The 21,953-nt window shown below is 49.4% G+C and carries 24 protein-coding genes and 1 pseudogene; 4 read left to right on the top strand and 21 right to left on the bottom strand.

Features of this window, described 5'->3' with window-relative positions; all coding sequences use genetic code 11:
• Window positions 1-123 precede the first annotated feature (123 nt).
• Window positions 124-768, bottom strand: a complete 645-nt coding sequence (gene fsa / locus BM159_RS07115) for a fructose-6-phosphate aldolase (RefSeq protein WP_093913553.1) — start codon at window positions 766-768, stop codon at window positions 124-126.
• A 35-nt stretch (window positions 769-803) separates the two neighbouring features.
• On the bottom strand, window positions 804-1,019 hold the full coding sequence (locus BM159_RS07110) for a TFIIB-type zinc ribbon-containing protein (RefSeq protein WP_093913552.1): 216 nt from the start codon (window positions 1,017-1,019) through the stop codon (window positions 804-806).
• 176 nt (window positions 1,020-1,195) lie between these two features.
• Between BM159_RS07110 and BM159_RS07105 the strand changes: the two genes are divergently transcribed.
• Window positions 1,196-1,507 carry a hypothetical protein gene (locus BM159_RS07105; RefSeq protein WP_093913551.1) on the top strand — a complete coding sequence of 104 codons (312 nt, stop codon included), beginning with the start codon at window positions 1,196-1,198 and terminating at the stop codon, window positions 1,505-1,507.
• A 120-nt stretch (window positions 1,508-1,627) separates the two neighbouring features.
• On the opposite strand, the gene uraA is transcribed toward BM159_RS07105, so the two are convergent.
• The 14 genes from uraA to BM159_RS07035 all read right to left on the bottom strand — a co-directional run bounded on the left by uraA (window position 1,628) and on the right by BM159_RS07035 (window position 15,723).
• Complete coding sequence (gene uraA, locus BM159_RS07100; protein WP_093913550.1) at window positions 1,628-2,875, bottom strand: uracil permease; 1,248 nt, start codon at window positions 2,873-2,875, stop codon at window positions 1,628-1,630.
• 65 nt (window positions 2,876-2,940) lie between these two features.
• Entirely contained in the window at window positions 2,941-3,294 is a 354-nt protein-coding gene (gene sepF / locus BM159_RS07095) for a cell division protein SepF (RefSeq protein ID WP_093913549.1), read from the bottom strand.
• A 208-nt stretch (window positions 3,295-3,502) separates the two neighbouring features.
• Window positions 3,503-5,338 (bottom strand): translational GTPase TypA, encoded by a 1,836-nt coding sequence (typA, locus tag BM159_RS07090; RefSeq protein WP_093913548.1) that lies wholly within the window; start codon window positions 5,336-5,338, stop codon window positions 3,503-3,505.
• Between the two features lie 239 nt (window positions 5,339-5,577).
• Window positions 5,578-6,855 (bottom strand): TRAP transporter large permease, encoded by a 1,278-nt coding sequence (locus BM159_RS07085; RefSeq protein WP_093913547.1) that lies wholly within the window; start codon window positions 6,853-6,855, stop codon window positions 5,578-5,580.
• On the bottom strand, window positions 6,852-7,394 hold the full coding sequence (locus BM159_RS07080; RefSeq protein ID WP_093913546.1) for a TRAP transporter small permease subunit: 543 nt from the start codon (window positions 7,392-7,394) through the stop codon (window positions 6,852-6,854). Before BM159_RS07080 ends, BM159_RS07085 begins: the two co-directional genes overlap by 4 nt.
• 18 nt (window positions 7,395-7,412) lie before the next feature.
• Window positions 7,413-8,444, bottom strand: a complete 1,032-nt coding sequence (locus tag BM159_RS07075) for a DctP family TRAP transporter solute-binding subunit (RefSeq protein ID WP_093913545.1) — start codon at window positions 8,442-8,444, stop codon at window positions 7,413-7,415.
• A 365-nt stretch (window positions 8,445-8,809) separates the two neighbouring features.
• Window positions 8,810-10,417 carry an MBL fold metallo-hydrolase RNA specificity domain-containing protein gene (locus tag BM159_RS07070; protein ID WP_093913544.1) on the bottom strand — a complete coding sequence of 536 codons (1,608 nt, stop codon included), beginning with the start codon at window positions 10,415-10,417 and terminating at the stop codon, window positions 8,810-8,812.
• A gap of 183 nt (window positions 10,418-10,600) precedes the next feature.
• Complete coding sequence (locus tag BM159_RS07065) at window positions 10,601-11,833, bottom strand: RecQ family ATP-dependent DNA helicase (RefSeq protein WP_177205952.1); 1,233 nt, start codon at window positions 11,831-11,833, stop codon at window positions 10,601-10,603.
• A 23-nt stretch (window positions 11,834-11,856) separates the two neighbouring features.
• Window positions 11,857-12,510 carry an endonuclease III gene (gene nth, locus BM159_RS07060; RefSeq protein ID WP_093913542.1) on the bottom strand — a complete coding sequence of 218 codons (654 nt, stop codon included), beginning with the start codon at window positions 12,508-12,510 and terminating at the stop codon, window positions 11,857-11,859.
• 60 nt (window positions 12,511-12,570) lie between these two features.
• Entirely contained in the window at window positions 12,571-13,935 is a 1,365-nt protein-coding gene (locus BM159_RS07055) for a PFL family protein (protein WP_218149543.1), read from the bottom strand.
• Between the two features lie 14 nt (window positions 13,936-13,949).
• Window positions 13,950-14,219 carry an ACT domain-containing protein gene (locus tag BM159_RS07050; protein ID WP_093913541.1) on the bottom strand — a complete coding sequence of 90 codons (270 nt, stop codon included), beginning with the start codon at window positions 14,217-14,219 and terminating at the stop codon, window positions 13,950-13,952.
• Between the two features lie 136 nt (window positions 14,220-14,355).
• Window positions 14,356-15,003 carry an HAD family hydrolase gene (locus tag BM159_RS07045; RefSeq protein WP_093913540.1) on the bottom strand — a complete coding sequence of 216 codons (648 nt, stop codon included), beginning with the start codon at window positions 15,001-15,003 and terminating at the stop codon, window positions 14,356-14,358.
• On the bottom strand, window positions 15,000-15,476 hold the full coding sequence (locus BM159_RS07040) for a PTS sugar transporter subunit IIA (RefSeq protein WP_218149542.1): 477 nt from the start codon (window positions 15,474-15,476) through the stop codon (window positions 15,000-15,002). The genes BM159_RS07045 and BM159_RS07040 overlap by 4 nt, the downstream gene beginning before the upstream one ends.
• Before the next feature lie 34 nt (window positions 15,477-15,510).
• Window positions 15,511-15,723, bottom strand: coding sequence for a DUF2905 domain-containing protein (locus tag BM159_RS07035; protein ID WP_245763670.1), 213 nt, complete (start codon window positions 15,721-15,723; stop codon window positions 15,511-15,513).
• Window positions 15,724-15,849: 126 nt separating this feature from the next.
• Here BM159_RS07035 and BM159_RS12235 point away from each other — a divergent pair.
• From BM159_RS12235 to BM159_RS07015, 3 genes and pseudogenes are all read left to right on the top strand, one after another.
• A pseudogene (locus BM159_RS12235) lies at window positions 15,850-16,053 on the top strand (tautomerase family protein); the annotation flags it as partial.
• A gap of 322 nt (window positions 16,054-16,375) precedes the next feature.
• Window positions 16,376-17,728 (top strand): nitrogenase component 1, encoded by a 1,353-nt coding sequence (locus BM159_RS07020; RefSeq protein ID WP_218149540.1) that lies wholly within the window; start codon window positions 16,376-16,378, stop codon window positions 17,726-17,728.
• Complete coding sequence (locus BM159_RS07015) at window positions 17,721-19,019, top strand: nitrogenase component 1 (RefSeq protein ID WP_218149538.1); 1,299 nt, start codon at window positions 17,721-17,723, stop codon at window positions 19,017-19,019. The genes BM159_RS07020 and BM159_RS07015 overlap by 8 nt, the downstream gene beginning before the upstream one ends.
• Window positions 19,020-19,126: 107 nt before the next feature.
• Here the strand turns inward: BM159_RS07015 and BM159_RS07010 are convergent, their stop codons facing one another.
• From BM159_RS07010 to BM159_RS06990, 5 genes are all read right to left on the bottom strand, one after another.
• A complete protein-coding gene (locus tag BM159_RS07010; RefSeq protein WP_093913538.1) occupies window positions 19,127-19,777 on the bottom strand; it encodes a hypothetical protein in 651 nt (216 codons plus the stop codon).
• 138 nt (window positions 19,778-19,915) lie between these two features.
• The gene (locus BM159_RS07005) at window positions 19,916-20,608 is read right to left on the bottom strand and encodes an LrgB family protein (RefSeq protein WP_093913537.1); all 693 of its coding nucleotides are present in this window, start codon (window positions 20,606-20,608) and stop codon (window positions 19,916-19,918) included.
• 3 nt (window positions 20,609-20,611) lie between these two features.
• Window positions 20,612-20,971 (bottom strand): CidA/LrgA family protein, encoded by a 360-nt coding sequence (locus tag BM159_RS07000; RefSeq protein WP_093913536.1) that lies wholly within the window; start codon window positions 20,969-20,971, stop codon window positions 20,612-20,614.
• Between the two features lie 309 nt (window positions 20,972-21,280).
• Window positions 21,281-21,481, bottom strand: coding sequence for a hypothetical protein (locus BM159_RS06995; protein ID WP_093913535.1), 201 nt, complete (start codon window positions 21,479-21,481; stop codon window positions 21,281-21,283).
• On the bottom strand, window positions 21,474-21,953 hold the full coding sequence (locus BM159_RS06990; protein WP_093913534.1) for a hypothetical protein: 480 nt from the start codon (window positions 21,951-21,953) through the stop codon (window positions 21,474-21,476). The genes BM159_RS06995 and BM159_RS06990 overlap by 8 nt, the downstream gene beginning before the upstream one ends.

Genomic DNA, 21,953 nt, shown 5'->3' with positions numbered 1-21,953 from the left:
ATCCTCCGGAAAAAAAATACGGATGGACGATACTGCCGTGCATCCGCATAACTAATAATCAAAAAGCACACAATGTATTTTTACAACTCGGTATTCCAGGGCGTACCAATACGCGCCTCTTTTTTATTTCAGGCTGTTACGGTAATCTTCCATAAACTTTGCCAGCCCTTTATCGGTCAGCTCATGTTTAATCAGTTCACGCAGAACTTTTGTAGGAATCGTGGCGATATCCACGCCAGCCAGCATCATCCTGTCAACATGTGCCATATTGCGCACGCTGGCGGCAATAATTTCCGTTTTGAACTGGTAGTTGCGGAATACTTTTACCATATCTTCCACCAGCTTTGAGCCGTCCTGCCCGATATCGTCCAGACGCCCGATAAAGGGGCTCACATAGGACGCGCCGGACCGGGCTGCCAGAAGCGCCTGGCCCAGGCTGAACACCAGCGTCACATTCGTTTTAATGCCTTCCGCTGCCAGAATCTTGACCGCCTTCAGCCCTTCCGTGATGCAGGGGATTTTTACAACCACGTTATCCGCGATTTTCACCAATTCCCTGGCCTCTTTTACCATACCTTCGCAATCCTGGCTGATAACTTCGGCGCTTACGGGTCCGGGAATCAGCGCGCAGATTTCCGGAATCACTTCCGCCTGTGTACGTCCGGACTTGGCAATCAGCGACGGATTGGTCGTCACTCCATACACGATACCCATATCCGCAAATTCCCTGATTTCTTCTACGTTAGCCGTATCCATAAAAATTTTCATAGTTCACGCCTCTCTCTCTTTACTATTAATCCTCACTAAAACAATGTCAGCTGGTCATCGTCCGTCGGCAGCATCAGATCCAGCTTCGGTTTTTTCCGGTTTTCATTGGTGACCCAGTTACCACACTTCGGACAGTTCATCTCCATATCAGGAAGGGCCCAGGCAAGATGTGTCCCGCACTTCGGGCAAATAAATTCCACCTGCATGCCCGGCCGTATTTCTTTATCTTTCTGCCTTTCTGCTTTTTTCAAGAAAATGCCTCCCCTTTTCTTTTCAAATCTATTATACAATACTTTTGTTTCATGGTAAAATAAAAATAACAAAATAGTATGGAAACACGGAGTTAATGAATTTGAGCGATGACCGGTCGTGCAGACAGAAAAATCACTGACTCTATATTCTTACGTTACGAGGAGGATAATTGATTATGTTAGATTTACCCAAAGAGTTTTCCCTTTCAGGTTTTCTGGAAGAAACTGAGGAAGACGGAACAGTACTGTACGTGATGGACTTTCCGGATGATGTGTATATTACCGTCACCGATGACAACGGAAGAACACCGGTACGCGCCAAACAGAACCTGGTACTGGCCTGCTACGACGGCGACGGCCGTTACCTCTGGGGAAGCGAGTTCAGGACCTTCATGGAACTGCAAAAGCTCTGCCAGGACAATCCTGCAGGCTCTCCGGAGCTGCTGCAGGCGTTAAAGGACGCTTCCAAAACACTGAAGGAAACGTAATAGCGCATCCCGTTTCATTTGCTAGTTTTCACAACGGAAAAACCAAATCCGCCGGATTCGAAAATCCGGCGGATTTTTTTACTGCAATTTTGCAACATTAATCATTCCCGGCAATGAATTCTATTCTTCCATCAGCCCCAAATGTTCAAACAGATGGAACAGCAGGCTTAACAGGATCGCAACCAGCGTGGCCAGCACCATGCCCTGTACCGTGATGGTGCCAAAGGTCAGCTTGGCTCCGGAAAGACCGACGATCATAACCACTGCCGTCATGGTCAGGTTACGGGATTTGCTGTAATCCACCTGCTGCTCTACCAGAAGGCGGAATCCGGATGCGGCAATGACACCGAACAGCAACATGCAGACGCCGCCCATGACCGGAGAAGGAATACCATGAATCAGCTGGCTTAACTTGCCGATAAACGATAACAGGATGGCAAACACCGCAGCGCCGCCGATGACCCACACACTGTACACTTTAGTGATTGCCATGACCCCGATATTTTCACCGTAGGTCGTATTCGGGGTTGCTCCGCACAGACCGGATAAAATATTGGAGCAGCCGTCCGCGAACAGGGACCGGTCCAGACCGGGTTCCTTCATCAGGTCCCGTCCCACAATGTTCCCGGTCACCATCAGGTGCCCGATGTGTTCGGTCAGCACGACCAGCGCCGCCGGCGCAATAATCGCAATGGCATCCATATTAAAGGTCGGTGCGGAAAACTGCGGAACAGCGAACCAGGGCGCATTGATAACAGGAGTCAGGTCCACCATACCCAGGAAAAAGGCCAATACATAGCCGCAGACAACCCCGAACAGAATCGGGATAATGGCCATGAATCCTTTAAATGCAACGGACCCGATGACAGTGACCAACAAAGTAAATACAGAGACCATTACGTTGTTCATTTCAATTTTATCCCCGACAAGCCCTGCCATGGAAGCAGCGGTCGGTGCCAGTTCAAGGCCAATGATGGAAACAATGGCCCCCATAGCAGCAGGCGGGAAGATGAAGTCGATCCATTTTGTTCCCATCATCTTAACAATAAATGAGAACAGGACGAACAACAGGCCGAATACGATAAAACCGGACTGCGCATCCGAATAGGGATGTGTCGCCATAATCAGTAAAACCGGAGAAATAAAGGCAAAGCTGGAGCCCAGATAGGAAGGAATCTTACCCTTCGTCAGAAAGATATAAAGCAACGTTCCTACACCGTTCATAAAAAGACAGGTGTTAGGATTTAATTTGAACAGAAACGGTACGAGCACCGTCGCGCCGAACATCGCAAACAAATGCTGCAGGCTCAGCGGAATATTCATTAATAGCGGCACGCGCTCTTCAACCTGGATAACTTTTTGAGCCATAATATTACCTCCTGATTATCCTCGTAAAAAACGGCTGCCATTAAGACAGCCGTTTGTTTTAAAATTTACCTTCCCAGCCAGGAAGTTTTCTTCGCAGCCTGTTTCTCTACATCCACCCGGGCCGGCGCATACATCATGATGCTGTCGCTGACCTTGGAAATGCTGGCGTTTACTATATAACTTACGCCGCACATATAATCAAAAATACGGATACGGGTTTCTTTGTCTACTTCCGAAAAATCCAGCATGACAGCGCTGCCTTCCATCAGCTTGTCCGCATAGGAAACCGCGTCTTCATAGGTATGAGGAGTACGCACCAGGATATCCAGCTGCCCGGGCCGCACAACATACGGACCTGCATATGTATCGGCAGGTTCTTCATTATTGAACAGTTTCATCGCGGAATTTTTAAAATCCATAATGCGAAAGCCTCCATCCCAACTGATTTAATGATCCACCAAAAAACTTCTCTATACCTATATATTGTAGCAGATTCAGAAAAAAACACAATATGTTTTCTTAAAAATTGTGCCGAAAAAACAGGTTTTTTCAGGTTTTTTGTATAAAACACAGGATTTACGGATCTGAACACTGGATTCTTTACTAAAAGCAGGACATATTGCCATCTTATTTATCGGCAACAGCGGCATTTTTGGCACGGCCGCGGATACGGCTGCGCTCTACCCGGTCCAGGATCCGTTTCCGCATGCGGATGTTTTTCGGAGTTACTTCTACCAGTTCATCATCTTTGATATGTTCCAGCGCCTGTTCCAGCGAGAAGAAAATCGGAGGAATCAGACGAATCGCGTCGTCGCTGCCGGAAGCGCGCATGTTGGAAACATGCTTCTTCTTGCAGGGATTGACGTCCATATCATCTTCACGGGAATTTTCGCCGATTACTTCTCCCTGATATACATTCTGTCCCGGTGTGATGTACATGGTACCCCGTTCCTGACAGTTGCCGATGCCGTAAGCGCAGGTCTCGCCGTTTTCAAAAGCCACCAGGCTGCCGCGGGTGCGGCCCGGGATCGGTCCTTTGTAATAATCATATCCGGCATACACATGGTTCATAACACCGTTGCCCTTGGTATCGGTCAGGAACTGGTTGCGGAACCCAATCAGGCCTCTGGCGGGGACCTTAAACTCCAGCCGCATGTAGCCGGCCATCTCGTGCATATTCACCAATTCTGCTTTGCGGGTTCCCAGGTTTTCCATCACAACGCCCATAAAATCCTGTGGCACGTCAATGGTCAGTGCTTCCATGGGTTCCATAGTATGTCCGTCTTTATCCTTGCGCAGGATGACCTTGGGCTTGCCTACCTGCAGTTCAAAACCTTCCCGGCGCATCGTTTCGATTAAAATGGACAGATGCAGTTCGCCCCGGCCCTTTACGATAAATGTATCGGTATTATCCGTTTCTTCCACCCGCATTGCAACATTAGTCTGGATTTCTTTCATCAGGCGGTCCCGGAGATGACGACTGGTCACATACTCGCCCTCTTTGCCTGCAAAGGGGCTGTCGTTAACCAGGAATTCCATAGACAGGGTAGGTTCGTCGATTTTGATGCCGGCCAGCGCTTCCGGCTGCTCCGGATCTGCGATGGTGTCCCCGATTTCCACATTGCTCAGGCCTATAAGTGCCACAATGTCACCGGCCTGTACCTCTGCGGTCTCCACGCGTTTCAGCCCCTGGTATGTATAAAGGCGCCCGATTCTTTCAACGGAGACCTTCTCTTCATGCATCAGCGCAATCTGCTGCCCGTTTTTAATTGTTCCCCTCACAATGCGGCCAACCACGATGCGGCCAACATAGGAATCATAGTCCAGAGTGTTGGCCAGCATTTGCAAAGGCTGGTCCGCTTCCACATCCGGCGCGGGAATGGTATCCAGAATGACCTGGAATAAAGGTTCCAGGTTATCGCTGTCATCATCCATGGATAATTTGGCAAAACCGGAACGGGCAGACGTGTATACCACTGGGAACTCCAGCTGTTCGTCGTCGGCTTCCAGTTCGATAAACAGATCCAGAACTTCATCCACCACTTCCGTGGCGCGCTGATCCGGGCGGTCAATCTTATTAATGACAACAATAGGTTTCAGATGTTTTTCCAGCGCCTTGCGCAGAACATATTTCGTCTGTGGCATGGGGCCTTCGTAGGCATCTACCAGCAGAAGCACGCCGTCTACCATGGTGAGCACCCGCTCCACTTCCCCGCCGAAGTCCGCATGGCCCGGCGTGTCCAGAATATTGATCTTCGTTCCCTTATGCATAACGGAAGTGTTTTTGGACAAGATCGTAATGCCGCGTTCCCGTTCCAGATCGTTGGAATCCATCACTCGTTCCGCTACTTTTTCGTTTTCGCGGAAAATATGGCTCTGTTTCAGCATTGCGTCTACTAACGTGGTTTTGCCATGATCGACATGGGCGATGATGGCAATGTTCCGGATATCGTTTCTGATCATAGTTAAAAATCTCCTCTGCAATCCCTCATCCTGATACAAGAAAATATACCGGCGGTCCCGCCGTAAAATAACCCGAATAACTGTTTTGCCCAAAAGAATGAGGATGCTTATCAAAGCATCCTCGTCTATGACTTTACTATTATATTCGTTTTGTTTTTCGGTGTCAACTGTAAACCTTTGAATCATACACCGTCAGGCCGGATTTTTCCGTTATAGTTCTGTCCGCTCCTTACAACACCTTATTTCACAACGCTGGGAAGCCAGGTCGCCAGTCCGGGAACGAAGCAGAGGATCAGCATTTCAATACCCATAACGACAGCATAAGGGATTACGCCTTTCACGATCTGGGTCATCTTGCTGTCGGGGCTGACGCCCTGCAGCACGAACAGGTTCATGCCTACCGGCGGGGTAATCAGCGCCATTTCCATGTTGATCTGCAGGATTACGTTGAACCAGATGGGGTCAAAGCCCAGCTGCAGGATGATGGGATACAGGATGGGAACCGTGATGAAGATGATGGAAACGGTTTCCAGGATGCAGCCCAGGAACAGCAGCAGGCAGTTGATCATAATGAAGAATATCCAGCGGCTCAACTGCATTTCCGTTACCATCAGGGTCAGCGCCTGCGGTACCTGCAGGATCGTCAGCACAAAACCGAACAGAGTGGCGCCAATCATGATGCAGAAAATCATGGAAGACGTCTTTACCGTGCCCAGCAGGATGTTCGGCAAATGCTTCAGGGTCAGGGTTTTGTAAATGCAGAACGTAATAAAGAGGGAATACACGGTGCCCACAGCCGCCGCTTCCGTCGGCGTGAAGGCGCCGGTGTAGATGCCGCCTACCACGATTACTGGCAGCATCAGGCCCCAGATGGAGCTTTTCAACGCATCAATCCGTTCCTGCCAGGAGGCTTTCGGCTCCAGCGGCAGGTTACGGGATTTGTAAACTACCACGCCGATAAAGAAGATTGTCAGCATGAAGCCGGGGATAACGCCGGACATGAACAGCTGACCGATGGATTCGCCGGTAATGGCACCGTAGAGGATCATGGGGATGGAAGGCGGGATCAGAATGCCCAGGGTACCGCCGGCCGCAACCGCGCCAAGCACTACTGTCCGCTCGTAATTCCGTTTCAGCATCTCCGGAATGGCAATGGCACCGATGGTAACCGCGCAGGCGGCGGAAGAACCCGTGATGGCGGCAAAGATACCGCAGGCCACGATAGTCGCCGCGCCTAAACCGCCGGGCAGATGCCGCAGCCATTTATTGCCCAGTTCGAACAGGTCGTTGCCCACTTTGCCTTCCAGCAGGATCTGGCTCATCATAACATACAGAGGCACCGCACAAAGCACAAAATCATCAAGCGACTTGTAGGCCAGCAGTGGGATCTGGTTCAGGGTACCATCCCCTCCCATAAAGAGAAGCATACCCACCAATCCGCCCGTTCCCAGGGCAAAGCCTACCGGGAGACCGATGGCCAGAAGAACCAGCAGCATAACGGTGAACAAAATAATCATTTTGCCACCTCCCCTGCCGCCGCGGCCGGATCATAGTCCGGGTCTCCCAGCATGATCAGGTTTTCCAGGAACGTCCGGATAAAATGCAGGAACATCAGGCCGAAGCCGATGGGCAGCGAGGCCTGCGGAATCCACAGCGGAGTGCGCAATGTGGTAGGGGCAATCATGCCATGCTCAAGCGTCATTGCCACCATTCCGATGGAATAGACGGTAACGATGCCGCAGAACACCATGCCGATGAAAGACGTGACGACTTTCAGAATCTCATTGGTGCGTTTGCTCAAATGGGAGAGCAGAATGTCCACCTTTATATGTTTATGGGCCACAAAGGTCACTGCCATGCCAAAAAAACCGGCAATGGTCACACAGTAAGTAGAAATCTCCACTACCCACTCTGTAGGGCTGTTGAACATTCCCCTCATAATAACTTCATATACGACAGAAAACGCGGGAATAAACAGCAGCAGGCCGGCAATGATGCCTACCACGCGGGTCAGTCCCATTAAAAATTTTCTGTAAACAGCTAAAAAACTTTTCACGACAGTCTCCCACAACAGTTATTTCGTGCACAGATCCAGAATCTTTTTGCCCTGTTCGCCGGCGTGTTTCGTGAAGATATCCCAGACCGGCTTGGTAGCTGCCTGCCAGTTTTTGATTTCGCTTTCAGGAACTACATACACTTCCATACCTTTGGCTTTCAGGTCTTCCAGGCCCTTCAGGTCTTCTGCCTTGGCATTCTTGCGCAGGGTATCACGGACTTCCCTGGCCGCTTCCATGAAAGCTTTCTGCTGCGGTTCGCTCATCTTGGCAAAGGATTTGTCATTCATGGCTACAATGAATTCCGGAGAAGCATGGTTGGTAATGGTCAGATATTTGGTAACTTCATACATCTTGCGGTCGCGCATAGCGGAAGTGCCGGAAGACTGTCCGTCAATGGTGCCGCGCTGCAGGGCCATGTAAACTTCGCCGGCGCCCATGGTTACCGGGGAAGCGCCCAGGGCTTTAATGGTTTCGGAAGCCAGTTCGCTGTAACCGCGGATCTTCAGGCCTTTAAAATCTTCCGGTTTTTTGATGGGTCTCTTATTGTTGGCATACTGAACGAAGCCATAGTCGGCCCAGTAAACAACTTTAACATGTTTTTTGGCAAGTTCTTCTTCCAGAATCTTGCCCATGCCGCCGTCGATCGCGGTATCAACTTTCTCGTACCCGGGGAATACGAACGGAACGTCAAACACTTCCATAGCCGGAATGATGGTTGCCCAACGGCCCACCGTGTTCAGGCCCATATCCACGCCGCCGGTCATGATGGCGTCGTTCATGGTTTTATCATTGTACAGCTGGCCTGCCGGGAAAGAGGTAATTACTACTTCGCCTTTGGTTTTATCCTTAACTTTCGCGATAAAGCTTTCTACGCCTTTAGCCAGCGGATGATTGGCCGGTAACGCGTAAGCCAATTTATATTCCACTTTTTTGCCTGCCGCCGGAGCAGCCGCTTTTTTATCGCCGCCACCGCCGCAGCCTGCCATGCAGATCGTCGCCAATGCCAATGTCGCTACTGCCGCCGCTTTAAACCATTTTACAGATTTCATAATTTCTCCTCCACTCCTCATTTGAATAAAATTTAAAATAAAAAGCCCCTGTCGGAAAATTCCGGCAGGGGCGTTATTAACGCGGTACCACCCTACATTATACTCCTGGCCTGTAACGCCGCCGCAGCGCTTTATCCTAAAGCCTTAACCTTTCAGATAAAGAGTTCCCAGGTGAGAGGTTTCAACGCTTCCACCGGCTTGCACCAGCCGCCGGCTCTCTGCAGTCCGCAATCAGAACCATTCCTGTTCATAACTTCTGTTTGAAATTAAGTCAAGTATAGCAAGGCGGTTTTTAAATGTCAATCACTTTTTTCACATTTTGTTTACATTTAATGTATGAAACATCAATACTTTGCAACGAAAAATCAAATGTTCCCCAGCATATCGTCCATATAACGGCGGACCTTTTCCAGCTTCTTCCGCAACTGATCCGCTTTGGCGCTGTCCCGGAGAGCAATCTGCTCAATCTTGTTACGATACTGCATATAATTCCGTTCCACGGCGGAAATCGAGTCCTGCAGTTCCGCCACTTCCGGAGTCGTCTCAACCTCAGGCGCCGCTTCAATCACATAATCCGTACCGTCTATGACAATGCTGTCTCCAAACTTGGGAATATAGGTTGCCGTTCCCATCTGCATCTGAAGGGCTTTGGACAATTCCGAGGCGGCGTCAAATTCACCGTGGGTCACGAAGAAAATTTTGGGTTTCTGCGGCATTTTCTTGTACCATTCTATGAGCTGGTCTTTATCGGCGTGGGCAGAAAAGCCTGTCATATTGACTATTTGTGCAGCAACATGGATGGTCTCGCCCATAATTTTAACTTTTTTTACGCCGTCAATCAGATTCCGGCCCATGGTTCCTTCCGCCTGATAGCCGGCAAAGACCACAGAACATTCCGGACGCCAAAGGTTATGCTTCAGATGATGCAGAATACGGCCTGCATCCGCCATGCCGCTGGCAGACAAAATAATCTTCGGACCTTCCATGCCATTAATCATGCGCGACTCTTCCGCCGTCGGCGTAAAATGCACATTTTTCATGGCAAACAGCCGGTCTCCCTGGAATTCCACCAGCGCCCGGGTCTCCGCATCATACTCTTCTTTATTTGCCAGCGTGATCCCTGTTGCCTTGGTAGCCAGCGGGCTGTCAACATAAATTGGCACATCCGGAATTTTACCTTCCTGCGTCAGCTTCTGGAAATAATACAGCAGGACCTGGGTACGCCCCACCGCAAAGGCAGGAATGACTACATTGCCTCCCCGTTCTACGGTTTCATTGATAATTTTAGCCAGTTCCGCTTCCTTATCATACTCTTTATGCTTCCGATTCCCGTACGTGGATTCCGTTACAATAAAGTCCGCGCCTTTCAGGATAGAAGGATCTTCCACGATTGGCTGCTTCGGCTGCCCCACGTCACCGCTAAAAATCATGGTCGTCTTTTTCCCGTTTTCCTCTATTTCCAGGCGTACCACCGCGCTGCCCAGGATATGACCCGCAACCCGGAGCTTTGCCGTTACACCCGGAATCACTTCAAAAGGTTCCTCGAAATTATGAACGTAAAAAGACTGCAGCGCCGTATAGGCATCGTCTACCGTAAACAGCGGAAGCACCTGGGATTTTCCTGCCCGCAGGCCTTTACGGTTGGCATATTCCGCATCGGATTCCTGGATATGGGCGCTGTCGGGTAACAGGATCGTACACAGCTGCTGCGTGGATTTTGTGCAGTGAACACGGCCTTTAAAACCCTCTTTCACAAGACGGGGGATCAGACCGCTGTGATCCACGTGCGCGTGTGTCAGGACCATAGCGTCAATTTCTCCCGGGTTGAAGGCAAAGGGTTTTTCATTAAAGTCTTTGACAGATTTGGAACCCTGGAACATACCGCAGTCCACCAGCATCTTCTTTCCGTTTGCTTCCAGCAAATAACAGGATCCTGTTACAGTCCGGGCCGCGCCTAAAAAAGTCAGCTTCATAAAAACAACCTCCTGAACAGCACACAACGTTTATAAAATCGGATTCCCAATTAACTCTCCTGCGACAAGCCAGCACCTTGCCTGAATGATATGGAAATATCGGAACAATGACTCAATAAGATTACAAAACCTCCACCAATTATGTTATTCTCTGCCGAAAACATTTTTCCTGCTAAAAGGCGTTCAATAATCCGGATCATTTCGGAAAAAATCTGTGAACTGTTTCCACCAGCCTGATGTACAGCAGTAACTGCACTTTCCGCAGTTTTCCATGCGCGTTTCCCCAAAATAGCGCAAAATATAGTTACGCAGGCATCCGTCATGATGACAGTAATCCCACATGGCCGCGAGGAGCTGCAACGCCCCTTCCGGTTTTTCCTGCTGCTGCGCCAGAGCTTTACCGATTCGCAGGTCTTCACCGCTGCAGAACAGGGTGCAGCGCGCATCCGCCCCGTTACGGCCCGCCCTCCCCGCTTCCTGATAATACTCTTCCAGGCTCTGGGGCATATTGTAATTGATGACGAAAGAAATATCGGACTTGTCAACACCCATGCCAAACGCGCTGGTGGCAACAATAATCTGCATCTGACCGTTTATAAAGGCAGCCTGTGTTACCGTCCGTTCTCCCACAGACAATCCGGCATGATAGCGGGCAGCGCTGTATCCGTGCTGCCGCAGTAACCGGAAACACCGTTCCACATGATGATGGGTAGAACAGTACACGATGCCGCTTTTTCCTTTTACTTTCTCCAATTCATCCAGCAGCGCCCTGTCTTTATCTGCAGGGGATTTTTTGGCAAAAAACAGATTGGGGCGGTCAAAGCTGCGGAGGATCACCGCCGGATCCGCAAGCCCCAGGCTGCTGATTATATCCTGCCGCACCGCGGGCGTAGCCGTGGCGGTAAAGGCGGCATACAAAGGCCGCTTTGGCAGTTGTTCAACAAACTCCCGTATTTGCAGGTACGATGGCCGGAAATCATGTCCCCACTGGGATACGCAATGGGCTTCATCCACTACCACGAAATCCGGCGGATTCTTTAAGGCAAAGCGGATAAACCGTTCATTCTGCAGCCGTTCCGGTGAAAGGTAAACCAGTTTATAAACACCGGTATGAATATCATACATGATTTCATTATAAGTATGCTTACTCATACCGCTGTTGATACAGACGGCCGGAATGTTGTTCTGCTGCAGATGGGCCACCTGGTCTTCCATCAGGGAAATGAGAGGTGAAATAACATAGGTCAGTCCGGTCTGCATCAGGGCGGGTATCTGGAAACAGACGGATTTTCCCGCGCCGGTTGGCAAGATGGCCAGACAATCCCTGCCGCTGAGAATCGTATCCACCACCTCCCGCTGTCCGGACCGGAAGCTGTCATAACCGAACCATTCTTTTAAAATTGTTTCTGGTTGCAAATAAGCACCCCCTGTATTGTATATTACTTTTTATCTTCTTTGTTTATCAGATTCTTTTCTTTAAACGGACACAGCTGCAGGCATACGCACTCATCACACAACGGTTTGCGTGCTTTGCAGGTGAGACGTCCGTGCCAGATGAACCAGTGATGGGCGTCCGCCCATTTCTTTTTGGGAATCAGTTTCTGCAGATCCAGTTCCGTGGCTTCCGGTGTTTTTGCTTCCGACAGCCCCAGACGGTGGGAAGTGCGGAACACATGAGTATCCACTGCAATAGCCGGAACCTTGTAAACAACGCTGGCAATTACGTCGGCAGTCTTTCGCCCCACTCCCGGCAGTTTCATCAGGGTCGGAATATCCTTGGGAATCACGCCGCCGAATTCTTCTGTCAGCATGTGGCACATGCCCAGCAGGTTTTTGGCTTTAGCCCGATACAGGCCGCAGTCACGGATTTCTTCTTCCAGCTGTTCCTGCGTCAGCGCCCCCATCTTTTCCGGTGTGTTCAGCCGAGGAAAAATACGTGCTGTAATCTTGTTGATCCGTTCGTCCGTACATTGGGCCGACATGATGACGGCACACAGCAATTCAAAGGGGGAATTGTAATGCAGCGCCGTACCGGTTCCGTTGTACCGTTCTTCCAGTGCGGCAATGATTTCCTGTTTGTCTTTTTTACGCATTTCATGTACCTCTTTGTAAAAAAGCAGCCCTCAGTACAGACCAAGAGCTGCTTCGTCTTATCAGTTCGTCAGGCTGCGCACCGGAGCCGGAATACGGCCTCCTCTGGCAATAAAGGTGTCTGCCTTAAATTTGCTGACTGCCATAATAGGTGCATGTCCCAAAAGACCTCCGAATTCAACTTTATCGCCCACGCCTTTACCCGGAACGGGGATGACGCGCACTGCCGTAGTCTTGTTGTTGATCATGCCGATGGCAGATTCGTCCGCAATAATGGCCGCAATGGTTTCTGCCGTAGTATCGCCGGGAATGGCGATCATGTCCAGACCAACGGAGCAGACGCAGGTCATGGCTTCCAGTTTTTCCAGGCACAGGCTGCCGCGTTCTACCGCCGCAATCATGCCTGCGTCCTCGCTGACGGGAATAAAGGCGCCGGACAGGCCGCCCACATAACTGGACGCCATCAGCCCGCCCTTTTTCACCGCGTCATTCAGCATAGCAAGGGTTGCCGTGGTACCGGGACCGCCGCAGCTTTCCAGACCGATTTCTTCTAAAATGTGCGCTACCGAGTCGCCGACAGCCGGTGTGGGTGCCAGCGACAGGTCGATGATACCGAACTGTGTGTTCAGCCGTTTCGCTGCTTCCTGGGCCACCAGCTGTCCTACCCGGGTAATTTTGAATGCCGTACGTTTGATTACTTCCGCCACCGTGCCGATATCCTGGCCGCGGACGGCTTCCAGCGCATGTTTTACCACCCCGGGTCCGCTGACGCCCACACTGACAACGGATTCCGGTTCCGTTACGCCATGGAAAGCGCCGGCCATAAAGGGATTATCGTTTACCGCGTTGCAGAACACCACCAGCTTCGCACAGCCGATGGCATCGCTGGCTGCCGTCTTTTCCGCAGTGTCTTTCACCACGCGGCCCATCTCCGCCACCGCGTCCATGTTGATGCCGGCCTTGGTTGAACCCACATTGACAGAAGAACAGACCACGTCCGTTGTGGCAAGCGCTTCCGGAATGGAAGCGATCAGGTTCCGGTCTCCTTTGGTATAGCCTTTGTCCACCAGCGCACTGAAGCCGCCGATAAAGTTTACCCCCACTTCATGGGCCGCTTTGTCCAGTGCTTTGGCCAGGGGCACATAATCATCTGTGTCGCAGCTTTCGCCCACCATGGAGATCGGCGTTACGGAAATGCGTTTATTGATGATCGGCACCCCCAGATCAGATTCAATATCTTCCCCGGTCTGCACCAGCTTTTCCGCTTTTTTCGTAATTTTATCATAGATTTTATCCGCGCAGACTTTCACATCCGGATGCCCGCAATCCCGCAGGCTGATGCCCATGGTGATGGTACGCACATCCAGATTGTGATGCGTAATCATCTGCGTGGTTTCCAGCACATCATTAAAGGTTAACACTGACATGACGATCCCTCCGCTTAAATCTGGTGCATGGCCGTGAAGATGTCTTCACTCTGCACGCGAATCTCCAGACCGATTTCTTTCGACAGTCTGTCCAGATGTTCTTTCAGTGTCTTAATGCTCATTTTGGAATCCGTCATATCCGCAATCAGAACCATGTTGAAGAATCCGTCCATAATATTCTGGTTGATATTCAGGACGTTGACCTGATTATTGGCGAGTATATTGGTAACTTTGGCAATAATGCCAACCTTGTCCTGACCTACTACAGTAACAACAATACGCATTGTTCTGCCCCTCTCCTTTGCTCTCCGGCAAATATATAATGCAGGAAACAAAATGACTCCGTTTCCTGTATGGCCTGCCGCCATAGTGATTATTTTACCACACTTTTTATTATATGTGCAGAGTATAAAAAAACTTTTATAAATACTTCTGTATTTCTGAAGGCTTCTCTATAATCATTTCCGCCTGCTGTTCTTCTAAAAATTTCTTTCCCTTAAAGCCCCAGACCACGCTGATACAGGGAATGCCCGCATTGGCCGCCGCTTCCATGTCCACTTCCGAATCGCCAACATAAACCGCATTTGAACTGTCAGCCTGCAGATTTTTCATCGCTTCCAGGATCAGGTCCGGCGCAGGCTTTTTGGCAACGCCCTGACGTTCCCCGGATATCGAAGAAAAGATATCCGGAAAGTATTCGGGAATCAGATCCTGCACCGCAAAATCCGGTTTGTTGGAAACCACGCCCAGAGAATAACCCTGTTGTACCAGTTCCTGTAACATCTCCATGATACCGGGATACGGACCAGTATGGTCTTTACAATGGATTTTATAGTAAACGTTAAAATCCTGTCGGACCTTCTCCAGCGCAGCTTCAATCTGTCCGTCCGGCACAGCCCGTTCGATCAGCTTGCGCGCGCCGTTGCCCACAAACCGGCGAATCTCATCCAGGGTCCGCTCCGGAAAACCGTTGACGTGCAGCGCGTAATTCGTTCCCTCCGCCAGATCTGTCAGCGTATCAAGCAGCGTGCCATCCAAATCAAAAATAATTGCTTTGTATCGTTTCATTTAATTTCCACCGCATCTTCCAGCGCTTTTACATTTCCCGCTTTCAACAGTACCACCTCTTTGCCCTCCGGCAGATCGGTAAACACACAGAGGCACACATCCGAAGGGGCATTGGCTTTCACATAGGCAGTATCAAACGTCATCAGCTTATCGCCCTTCTTCACTTCCTGCCCGTCTTCCACAAATACGGTGAAGCCGTTGCCTTTCAGATTTACCGTATCAATGCCGATATGCAGCATGTACTCCTTTCCGTCTTTTGCGTTGAGTCCCATAGCGTGCTTCGTTTCAAAAACAAAATTCACCGTGCTGTCAGCTGGCGCGAACACATCTCCGTCAGCAGGCTGAACCATAAAGCCATCTCCGTTCATCTTTTCAGCGAAAGCTTCATCCGGTGTTTCCGTTATGGCACAAAGCTTTCCCGTAAACGGGCTTGCAAACGTATCTTTCTTTTTCCCAAATATAGAACCAAACATAACCCTGATCCTTTCATTTTCTAACATTGAACCATCAGCGGAACAGATGCGCCAGCAGGCTTAACACAATGCTGATGACGATACAGCTTACCCAGGGAAAATAGAAACTGCCATGCTTTCCTTCCATGTGAATATCTCCCGGCAGGTTGCCAAAAGGAAATATCTTGCTGCCAAAGTGAATGACCAAGCCCGCAATGATTAAAACAAGCCCAAGCTGGATTAACATTTTACCCAAACCGCCAGACATGTTGCACCTTCCTTAAAAATTTAGTAGCATTTCTTTTCGTTTTATTATAAAATATATAGCAGTAAAAACCAACTGTTTTTTCGCAGATTCCATATGTCATTTCAATTTCGAGAGGAGATTTTTATTATGCCTTATGTAAACATCAAAATTACAAGAGAAGGTAACGTCACTCCGGAACAGAAACGCCAGCTGATTGAAGGCGCCACCAAACTGCTGGCCGATGTGCTGCACAAAAACACCAAAACCCTGGTTGTAACCATCGATGAAGTTGATATGGATAACTGGGGTATCGGCGGCGTGCCGGTAACGGAGCTCCGTAAGATTGCCAAAGAAAAAGCAGCGGCGGAAGCAAAAGCTGCCGAAGCGGCCGCTAAAGAAGAAGCCAAAGCAAAAAAGAAAGCAGAAAAAGAAATGGCCAAAGCCGCCAAAGCGGAAGAAAAAGCGAAAAAGGAAGCCGAAAAGGCTGCCGCCAAAGCCGCTGAAGCAGCAGCCAAAGAAGAAGCCAAGGCAAAAAAAGCGGAAGAAAAAGCCGCTAAAAAAGAAAAAAAATCAAAGAAAAAATAACAAACAGTTAACGCCTGCCATCCGGCAGGCGTTTTGCAACAAAAAACGTTCTGCTTCCAGAACAAACGATAATCAAAGGCTAAAGACAATGGAAATCATGCAGGCAAACAATCATACTGTTAAACATAATAACAAATTAGCAACAAAATGGCTTTTTACCAAAAACCGATCCTGCAGCTGCACCATGCCCGGCGTATGGCGTGCAGTCAGCTTCTGCGACGGCTGCGCGGTCATTTTCCACAGTCCGTTGGGCTGCGCCCATGTGGCAACGCTGATGGATCTGGGAGCCCAATACCGTATTATCGGCGATCACCAAAACGAAAACCTGGACGCCGTACCTCTCATCTCTTCCAATCTGCAGGAAAAGGATACCATCTTCGGCGGCTCGGAAAAACTGCGGGGCTGCATCGCCCATGTAATGAAAACCTGGCAGCCCAAATGTCTGATCATTGCCACGTCCTGCGTAGCGGGCGTCATCGGGGACGACGTGGAACAGGAAGCCGAAGATGCGGAAGCAGAATATCACATCCCTGTCCTCTGCGTACCCTACGGCGGGTTTCTGGGCGGTGAATACTCCGACGGTTATTTCCAGACAGTGCGGCTGATTATGGAACGCTTCATCCAACCGCAGCCGAAAATCCCCGGCCATGTCCTGTTGTTCGGCGACCAGATGGGACCCTGCGGCCAGTATGCCCGGGAAGTAAAACGGCTGCTTGCCTGTTTTGATCTGGAAGTGAAATGGCAGTTTCCAGGCTACGTTCCCTTTGGGGAGTGGAACGAACTGTCCACTGCTTCCCTGCTTATCCCACTGAATTACGCGGGACAGACACAGGGCGGTCTGGAAAAAACAGCCACTGCATGGACAGAACGGTTTGACACCCCTTCCATCCGGGACGTGTACCCCGTAGGCTGGCAGAACACCTGCACATGGCTGCGTAAGATCGCGGAATTTGTGAAAGATAAAGCAAAAGGCGAAGCCGTGATCCGGCAGGAAGAAGAACGGCTGAAGGAGTATGTAAAATCCATTTTGCCCGTGACCCAAAACAAAATAGCGGTGCTGGGCATCGGCCGCGGTCCCCGCTGGTACAACCCGGCAGAAACACTGAACACCATCCAGCGTATGAATATGACGCTTTCGGCGGTAATCCTGTACGACAAACTAATGGCCGATGAAAAGGATGCGGTCATTTCCGCTGTGGAAGACTGGAAAAAAGTGTCTCAGTTTCCGGATATTCCAATAATCTCCAACGGCGATTATAAAGACTGCCTGGAGCAGGCAGACGTCCTGCTGACCACAGACGAACTGCCCGGCAATCCGGTAAAACAGTTCTTTATTCCCATGGTTCCCCTGGCCGGAACCGACGGCGAGTTAATTGTGATGCGTACCATTTACCGGTTACTGTGCCTGTACGGAAACAAAGGAGGGATTGCGTATGCGTGACAACGACTTCAAAACCTCCTGCCATCATATGTCCACCTGCGCCCTCACTGGCGCCTCTGCATTCTTCGATGCCATCCCCCGCAGTTTTATGCTGATCAACGGACCTCTCTGGTGTTATTTTTACGCCATGAAATATGTAGAGGATTACGATGCCTCCGCCCTGCGGCGTTTCCATTGCACCCAGCCGGAAGGCAATGCGCTGGTCTACGGAACGGAAAAAGACCTGCTGGCCGGTCTGGAATTTGTAAAAGCAAACTTTACGCCGGAACGTATCTTCATCCTCAATAACTGCAGCGTCAGTCTGGTTGGCGACGACATCGCGGGCATCGCAGACAGAGCAGAACTCCCCTGCCCCGTTTACGCCGCAGACTGCGGCGGCATCGCCGGTGATTTTGCGGAAGGATATGAGATTGCGCTGCTGCGGGTGATTAAGGAAGTGAAGAAGAACGCAAAAGCCAAAAGTAATTTAGCCTCACCTTCCGTGAACTTATTAGGCCTTTCCCCCACGTACTTCCGGGGCGAAGAAGACATAAAAGAAATCCGCCGCATTCTGGAAACGGCGGGCTATCATATCAACGCCATTCCCGGCGGCGGTTCGGCCTGGGACGAAATCATGGAACTGCCCCAGGCGGATTTGAATTTGGTTTTGCGTGACGAGCTGGCACTGAAAGCAGCCAAAGAACTGCAAGCAGAATTCGGCATGCCTTTCCTTTCCGTTGGCATGCCTTATGGGATTGCCGGAACGTTACGCTGGCTGGATATAATAAATACCGCACTGCCCGCCAAAAATACGGAAGCAATACGGCAAGAAGCGGAAACCGTCAACGCGCGGTTGCAGTTCCGCAGCAGCAACATGCAGTCCCTGTGGGGACCTCTGTGGTTTGATAACATCCTCATCGCCGCGCCGCCTTCGGAAGCGGCAGGCATCGCGGAAGCGGTACGGGGCGAATGGGCGGACACAGGAAACCTGGTAATCCATTTCACCCAGGAAACACCTCTGCGTCCCAAAGCTGCCACTAAAATCTGCATAGCGGGCAAAGACGATGCGGCCATGAAAGAAACTTTTGAAAACTGGACGGGCGGTCTTGTAATCGGTTCTTCCCTGGAAACGAGCCGTCTCGTACGTTTAAAAAAGCCTTTTGTTAATTGCAATATCGTATTGCCTTCGTACCACGAAATCATTGCCACGGATTTGCCTCTCTGCGGCATGCGCGGCGCCGCTTACCTGTTCGAAAGAATCTGGAACGCAAAACTGAATGGATGCATGGGCGAGGTTAAATCGGGATGTTAACTGTTTTCGAGAAATAATGCTAATAAAAAAAGAACAGGCATAAGCAAAACATAGGAAACGATTGCGTTTTTGCGATGCCTGTTCTTTTGTTCTATTTTCTTTTGATTCTACATAAACAACAACTCCGCCACATGCACCGCCTGCTTTCCTTCCGGCAGACCCTTCACCAGTCCAGAAAGGCAGGAGTTACAGTAACAGGCCACCCTGTCTGTTGTAAATCGCTGACAATAACCCCTAAGGTATGCGTCGATTTCTTCCGGAGATTTCGGCTGCATGTCCTTTTTGATTTCCGCAAAATGCTGTGGCGCCAGCGTAAAATTGTCGGCCCGTATGGGCCCGAGCAAAAAACTGCCGTCAAAGTTGATCTCTTCTTCTGTGCCGGGAAGCTCCACGATTTCCACATTCATTTTGCGGAGTACGCTGCGTACCGCCGCTTTCTCCGTTTCTCTTGCTTTGGCCCGGTAACAGTCCTGCAGTGTGATGCGTTCTCCTTTATAATCCGGGAACGAAAAATCCGGCAGACTGTCGATGAACTCATACAGGCTGATTACATTTGCGGCCGGACGGTTCTCCCCGATAATGATGCTGCAGGTTTCACAAACGGTAATTACGGTATCGTTCCAGCCCGACAACGCTTTATGCCCCGGGCGGCAGCAACCGACTACGCGCACCCCTTTCGAAACCATAAAGTTTTTTACCTTTTCAGAAGTTTCCGGGCGCAGTTTTGTAAAAATGCAGCTTGGAAAATAGTATCGCATAACGCTTCCCCTTTCTCATGCAAAACTACTCAGATGAGTCAATCTATTGTTTCTTAAATATTATAGCATGTATTCAAAAAACATTAAGAAGTGATTCTCTTTTTTTCAAAACACAAGTATTAAACGGCCTGAGTTTTCTTACAGCAGTGTTGCAAATACCGAGGCTGCGACGACCGTCAAAATCCCTGCCAGCGCAATGGACAGCGAGCTCATTGCTCCCTCCACTTCACCCATTTCCAGCGCCTTTACCGTCCCCATGGCGTGACTGGAGCAACCGATTGCGACACCTTTGGCGACAGGTTCATAGATGCCGAACATCTTGCAGACAGATTCCGCAAACATATTGCCAAGGATACCGGAGATAACAATGGAAGCTACCGTAATCGCAACATATCCTCCCAGTTCTTCGGCTACGCCAATTCCGATGGGTGTGGTAATTGATTTAGGCAGCATGGTCACGTAGGAAGCGTGGCTCAGTCCGAAAAAGCGGGAAAAAGCCAGCACCGAAACCATGGTGACAATGACGCTGGACGAGATACCGAACATGACAGCCTTAAAATTCTTCTTCAGCGTATCCAGCTGCCGGTACAAGGGCACCGCCAGGCAGATGGTAGCCGGCGTCATCAGGTAACTGATGTATTTTGCGCTGTTGTTATAGGTTTGGTAATTTATCCCGAAAATGTGCAGAAATAAAATGGTAAAGATAATAGCAAGCAGCATGGGATTTACCAGCGGATGTTTCACTTTCTGCTTCAGAAACGTGCCAATGCTATAAAAGAACAGCGTGATGAATACGCCGAAAAAAGTTGACACTTCCCAAAATGTGTTCATGATTCATGTTTCCTTTTCATTTTGATTTCGTAAAAACCATTGCGTAATCCGCCCCGTTACAACCATGACGATCAGCGTGACCGAAATAATAATGATGACATAGGCTGTCAGGGACGCGCGCAATTCGTCCAAGACATCGATCAGACCTACGGCCGAAGGAATAAACAGCAATGGCATAATGAAAATCAGAAAATCCGACACTTCCCTGACGTCATCAATCCGCAGCACGTTCCGCTCCAGCAAAAAGAACAGGAGCATTATTCCGTAAATACTCGCAGGTATCGGAAACGGAATCAGCGTATGCAGAACTTCACCAAGGAACGAGAGAAATATGATGATGGTAAACTGTTTAAATAGTTTCAAAGCAGATAACTCCTGTGTAGCAATTTATTAAAGAAGATATTCACGTAAAAACAACAGCAATATACACATAATCCTACATAATAATTTTACTGTAAGCTGATAATACAAAACAAGTGTATCACAGTTTTATAAGTAAAAAAAGCCCTGCAAATCAATTTGCAGGGTAATTATCTCTGGTGCGCCTGAGACGAATCGAACGTCCGCACCCGGTTCCGGAGACCTCTTAATAAATGCCTGCAAACCGCACGGTTGACACATTTTCAAAAGTCTCAACAAGCATATAACAAGCATTACCTATTTTCACAAGCATTAAGCTTCCCCGAATACCTCGTGATATTTCACCAGGGCATCCCGATGATCCGCAACGTATTTTTCCAGCAGCTTATCGGTTACCGCGTTCAATGTCTCGCGCTGCATATACGCGATTTTGCTGGCATTGTCTTTTACGCTTTGCCTTACCAGCACATTCATCCGCGCTGTTTTCTTTTCTGCATTGATTCCGTCAATCATCTTTGCATCCGTCTCCTTTCTTAATTCCTTTTTCGCATAATGTAATGATAGCTTTGTTATGAAGCAGAAAACAATGGCTCATAGAGAAACCGGTTTTTTCTGATATTGTTTCCCAGGGTTCTCCGTTGATATAGCGCCACTCCATAACAATCATCTGGTTATAATCAGGTTTAAGGTTATCAATAATGCTCTGGACTTCGTTAATAAGTGTTTGAAAGCTGCCTGCTATTTTACACAGTTTTCTATCTATCCGTTCAATGCTGACCATAGCATTTGCCATTTTATCTGACCGTAGTCCGTTCCGGTTCACACCGCCTGGACCGTCAAAAGATGGACTTTGATAAATAGCCCTGGAAAGCTTTTCTTTTTTTAACTCCAGCAGCCTATCAAACTCTTTACCGGCTTCCACATAAACAGACAAAGCTTTAATAACCTCTTCTGTTTCCGGTGATCTTAAGACTTTGGTTTTCAT

It is taken from the genome of Succiniclasticum ruminis DSM 9236 (genome assembly GCF_900112895.1).
Classification (GTDB): domain Bacteria; phylum Bacillota; class Negativicutes; order Acidaminococcales; family Acidaminococcaceae; genus Succiniclasticum; species Succiniclasticum ruminis.
Note: the sequence above shows the minus strand (reverse complement) of the source record. Positions and strands in the feature narration are given on the sequence as shown.